This window comes from Pseudomonadota bacterium (assembly GCA_016195085.1).
In the GTDB taxonomy this organism is placed as follows: Bacteria; Pseudomonadota; Alphaproteobacteria; order SHVZ01; family SHVZ01; genus JACQAG01.
On sequence record JACQAG010000049.1, the window covers coordinates 1 to 3572 of the forward strand.

At 64.4% G+C, this 3572-nt stretch carries 3 protein-coding genes; all 3 read left to right on the plus strand.

Annotation, left to right across the window (positions count from 1 at the left end; genetic code table 11):
- Positions 1–294: 294 nt before the first annotated feature.
- Positions 295–1893, plus strand: coding sequence for an ABC transporter substrate-binding protein (locus HY058_15385; GenBank protein MBI3498679.1), 1599 nt, complete (start codon positions 295–297; stop codon positions 1891–1893).
- A gap of 19 nt (positions 1894–1912) precedes the next feature.
- A complete protein-coding gene (locus tag HY058_15390) occupies positions 1913–3379 on the plus strand; it encodes a M81 family metallopeptidase (protein ID MBI3498680.1) in 1467 nt (488 codons plus the stop codon).
- Positions 3380–3408: 29 nt separating this feature from the next.
- Positions 3409–3572: hypothetical protein (locus HY058_15395; protein MBI3498681.1), on the plus strand; the 164-nt coding region annotated here is incomplete at its 3' end.

Genomic DNA, 3572 nt, shown 5'->3' on the forward strand with positions numbered 1-3572 from the left:
GTTCAGAAACGTTGCCAGACGTTCCAGACGCAGATGAATCAACGTCATGCGCCCTGTCTACAAAAACTAAACCGGACAGCCGTGGGCTTGGCCCGGCCATCCACGTCCCTCCGCTGCATCGTTCGAGACGTGGATGCGCGGGTCGAGCCCGCGCATGACGAATGAGGTTGTAGATGGACCGACATGGGCTGTGGACGAGGACGTTGTTAGTTCCGGGCGGCGGTGCTAGCGTTTTCGGATCGGAAAACGCGCTCGCGCAACACTGAATCCGTGGCCCAAGGAGGAGGCTTCCACATGCGCCGTCGCTTCGGCCCGCTCGCGGGCCTCTTCGCCTTCTTCTTCATGGTGCCGGCGCCGGCAGCGCTCGCCCAAGGTGCGGGAGAGCGCGTCATCCGCTACGTGCCGCAAGGCGATCTCAGGGTGCTGGATCCGATCTGGACCACGGGCACCGTCACCCAGGTCTTCGGCCAGCTGATCTACGACACGCTGTTCGCCCGCGATGCGCAGATGGCGATGCAGCCGCAGATGGTCGAGACCTGGTCGGTATCGCAAGACGGATTGACCTACCGGTTCACTCTCCGACCCGGCCTCGCCTTCCACGATGGCTCGGCGGTCGCCAGCAAGGACGTGATCCCGTCGCTCGAGCGCTGGGGCAAGCGCGACATCATGGGCCAGAGGCTGTTCCAGTCGGTCGCCAGGATGGAGGCGATCGACGCGCGCAGCTTCACTCTGGTGCTGAAGGAGCCTTACGGCCTCGTCATCGAATCGATCGGCCGCATCGGCGGCTTGGCGCCGGTGGTGATGACCGAGCGGATGGCCAAAACCGATGCCGGGCAGCAGGTGGCCGAGCAGATCGGCTCCGGGCCCTTCACCTATGATCCCAAGGAGTGGGTCCCCGGCTCGAAGATCGTGCTCCGCAAAGATCCGCGCTACGCGCCCCGCCCGGAGCCGTCGAGCTGGGCGGCCGGCGGCAAGACGGTCTATATCGATCGGGTCGAGTGGATCTATATTCCCGACCCCGGCACGGCCGCCAATGCGCTGGGTGCCGGCGAGATCGACTTGTGGGAAAATCCGACGGCCGATCTCGTGCCCTTGCTCCGGCGCAACCCCAACGTCATCATCCAGCGCGGCGATCCTCTGGGCAATGTCGGCACGCTCCGGCCCAATCATCTGCACCCGCCCTTCAACGACGTGCGCGCGCGCCGCGCCCTGGGCTTGCTCATCGATCAGGAGGACTATCTGCGGTCCTCGATCTCGAACGATCCCAACGATTGGCGTGTCTGCTGGTCCCTGTTCGTTTGCGGCTCACCCAACGCGACCTTGGCCGGCGCCGAGTTCTATTCGAGCGGTAGCCGCGCCGAGCGCGACGCCAAGGCAAAGCAGCTCCTTGCCGATGCCGGCTACAAGGGCGAGCCGATCGTCATCCTGCAGGCGACCGACTATCCGATCTTCAATGCGGCCGCCCTGGTACAGGCCGATGCCTTGAAGCGGATCGGGGCCAAGGTCGACCTGCAGGCGACCGACTGGAACTCGGTGCTGACCAGGAGAGCCAGCAAGAACCTGCCGGCGCAGGGCGGCTGGAACATTTTTTTCACCTCGGGTGCCGGCGTAACGGGCAACGATCCATTCGCCAACAGCGTTTCGACCGCCTGCGAGAAAGCCTGGTTCGGTTGGCCCTGCGATGAGGAGATCGAGCGCCTGAGGGACGCCTGGACACGGGAAGCCGATCCGGCGAAGCAGCGCCAGATTCTGGAAGAGGTCCATCGCAAGCTCTATGCGTTCGGCACCGTGTTCACCTACGGTCAATGGTTCCCTCCGATCGCCTTCCGCTCGAACCTGACGGGCGTGCAGAGCTCGTCCGTTCGCTTTTTCTGGAACATCAAGAAAAGCTAACCCAGGAGCCCTGGCACCCATGAAAGTCTTCACCGCATCGCTCGCGACCGAGACCAACACCTTCTCGCCGATGATGACCGGCCGCGAGACCTGGCGCGAGGAAGGCTACTACCCGCCGGGCCAGCACCCCGATCATCCGCTCTTGACCACCGCACCGCTGTGGATCCTGCGCGAGCGCGCCAAGAAGACCAATTGGCAGCTGGTGGAAGGTACGTGCGCCTGGGCCAACCCGGCCGGCCCCACGCCGAAGCGCGCCTACGAGGAGATGCGCGACGAGATCTTGGCGCAGCTGAAGGCTGCCATGCCCGTCGACATGGTGTGCATGGGCCTGCACGGCGCCATGGTGGCCGAGGGCTATGACGACTGCGAAGGCGACATCCTCTCGCGCATGCGCGCCATCGTCGGCCCGAAGGTGGCGATCGGCGCCGAGCTCGATCCCCATTGCCACATGACAAGGGCGATGACCGAGTCGGCGAACATCCTCGTCTGCTACAAGGAATTTCCGCACACCGACTTCATGGAACGGGGCGAGGAGGTGGTGCAGCTCACCACCGATACGGCCCAGGGCAAAGTGAAGCCGGTGACCAGCGTGTTCGACTGCCAGATGATCAATTCCTACCCGACCTCGCGCCAGCCGATGCGCGGCTTCGTCGACAAGGTGCAGGCGATGGAGGGCAAGAACGCGATCCTGTCGATCTCGATCGTGCACTGCTATCCCTATGCCGACGTGCCCGACATCGGCACCAAGATCCTGGTGATCACCGACAACGACAAGGCCAAGGGCGACAAGCTCGCCGAGGAGCTCGGCCGGGAGCTGATCGCCATGCGCGATCAGGCCCGCCCGGCCTTTCTCTCGCTGGATGAGGCGATCGACAAGGCGGCGGCGGCCAAGGAGGGCCCCATCGTCTGCGCCGAGCCCGCCGACAATGCCGGCGGCGGTGCCCCATCGGACTCGACCTTCTTCATCCGCCGCATGATGGCCAAGGGAATGAAGAACGCCTGCATCGGACCGATCTGGGACCCGATCGCGGTCAAGATGTGCTTTGCCGCCGGCGAGGGGGCCTCCTTCGATCTCCGCTTCGGCGGCAAGATGGGGCCGTTCTCGGGCGATCCGCTCGACGCCAAGGTCAAGGTGATCAAGTGCGTGGCCAACGCCAAGCAGACCTCGGGCAACGGCACCTTCGACATGGGCGACTGCGCTTCGATCGAGGTCGACGGCATCGCCATCGTGCTGACCTCGATCCGCCATCAAGCCTGGGGCACCGATCTCTTTTCCAATCTCGGCATCGACCCGACCAAGCGGAAGCTGGTCGCCGTCAAGTCGACCAACCACTTCTACGCCTCCTTCGGCAAGATGGCGAAAGACGTGCTCTATACCGACGGGCCGGGAGCGCTGCCGCGGGACTTCATGAAGGTGCCCTACACGCGGGTGAAGCGGCCGATCTGGCCGCTCGACGCCAATCCCTGGGGAACGCCGCGAACCTAACCCACGACCGACCCCGGAGAATCCAGCCTATGCCGCTCATCAAGAAGAAGAGCCGTGCTTCCAACAGCTCGCGGATCGCGACCGACATCGATTTCGAGCGCGACGGCAAGCAGGTGGGCTATCTGCGCCTGCCCCATTCGGTGCACCGCTCGGCCTATGGCCATCTGGCGATGCCGATCGCGGTCATCAAGAA